Genomic DNA, 1,682 nt, shown 5'->3' with positions numbered 1-1,682 from the left:
ACTCTATATTTATTGTATATCTGTTGCTGTTTATAAACAATACTGATACAATATGTATATGAATGAATATAGAAGAACAAACACAACCGTATCATTAATCAACTATCATTTCGTTTTTTGTCCTCGGTATAGAAGGAAAATATTCCTTCGTACCGATGTAGAGGAGCGATTCAAACAATTAGTGCAAGAAATATGTGAAGAATTAAAAATCGTTCTTGTCGCTTTAGAATGTGACAAAGACCATACCCACATGTTTCTGAACGCGCTACCAACATTTAGTCCTGCTGATATTATGGCAAAAATCAAAGGAGTGACTTCTAAAAAATTGAGAGAGGAATTTCCTCATCTAAATCACTTGCCAAGCCTTTGGACACGTTCCTATTTTGTATCTACCGCAGAAAATGTATCAAGTGAAACGATTAAACGTTATGTGGAACAACAAAAAACAAGGGGGTGAAACATGTCGCAAACAATAACGGTTCAAGTCAAACTGCTTCCAACAAAAGAACAGGCTTCTATTTTGTCAGAAATGAGTCAATCCTACATTTCCACCATTAACACCCTTGTTTCTGAAATGGTTGACGAAAAGAAAAGCACAAAGAAATCAAGCAAAGATCTTTCTGTTTCCCTGCCAAGTGCCGTTAAAAATCAAGCGATTAAAGATGCCAAAAGCGTATTCAAAAAAGCAAAGAAAAATAAATACAAGGTCGTTCCTGTACTCAAAAAACCTGTGTGTATTTGGAATAACCAAAACTATTCGTTTGATTTCACACACATTTCCATGCCAATCATGGTTAATGGCAAGGCAACGAAAACCCCTATTCGTGCTTTGTTGGTTGATAAGGATCATCGCAACTTTGATTTGCTAAAACACAAATTAGGTACACTTCGTATCACAAAGAAAGCGAATAAATGGATTGCCCAAATTTCTGTCACGATCCCTACTGTTCAAGGCACAGGCTTAAAAGTCATGGGTGTAGACTTGGGCTTGAAAGTGCCTGCTGTTGCTGTAACAGATGATGAGAAGGTGCGTTTCTTTGGCAACGGCAGACAAAATAAATATGTGAAGCGAAAATTCCGTTTTCAACGCAAAGCATTAGGCAAAAAGAAAAAGGTAAATGCTATTCGCCATTCAAAAGATAAAGAACAACGATGGATGAAAGACCAAGACCATAAGGTTAGTCGAGCAATCGTCCATTTTGCAAAAGATAATAAGATTTCTGTCATTCGCTTAGAACGATTAGCGAACATCCGGCAGACGGCAAGAACAAGCCGTAAAAACGAAAAGAACCTGCACAGTTGGTCCTTCTATCGCCTATCTCCATTCATTGAATACAAAGCGAATTTAGAAGGAATGAAGGTTGAATATGTGAATCCTGCATATACAAGTCAAACATGCCCTAAATGTTCTGAAAAGAATAAGGCACAAGACCGCAAATACAAGTGTACATGTGGATTCGAAAAACATAGAGATTTAGTTGGTGCTATGAATATTCGATATGCACCTGTGATTGATGGTAACAGTCAATCAGCCTAAGATGCTATACGCACTGTCTTAGGAGGGGTAATGAGATACCCTCATCTTGAAGGCTGTTCGAAACAGAAATGGACTGAGAACGCTTAGTCATTCAAGAATCCCACTCGTTAAACCGTAAGGTTTAGGGCTTGCCCCTTTAGGGGGG

The 1,682-nt window shown here is 38.1% G+C and carries 2 protein-coding genes; both read left to right on the top strand.

The window, feature by feature from the left end:
- The first annotated feature begins 58 nt into the window (after nucleotides 1-58).
- Nucleotides 59-457 carry an IS200/IS605 family transposase gene (gene tnpA, locus UB32_RS16930; RefSeq protein ID WP_044395946.1) on the top strand — a complete coding sequence of 133 codons (399 nt, stop codon included), beginning with the start codon at nucleotides 59-61 and terminating at the stop codon, nucleotides 455-457.
- Between the two features lie 3 nt (nucleotides 458-460).
- On the top strand, nucleotides 461-1,537 hold the full coding sequence (locus UB32_RS16925; protein ID WP_044395945.1) for an RNA-guided endonuclease TnpB family protein: 1,077 nt from the start codon (nucleotides 461-463) through the stop codon (nucleotides 1,535-1,537).
- Nucleotides 1,538-1,682 lie beyond the last annotated feature (145 nt).

It is taken from the genome of Mesobacillus subterraneus, assembly GCF_000934845.1.
Taxonomy (GTDB): Bacteria; Bacillota; Bacilli; order Bacillales; family Cytobacillaceae; genus Mesobacillus; species Mesobacillus stamsii.
Note: the sequence above shows the minus strand (reverse complement) of the source record. Positions and strands in the feature narration are given on the sequence as shown.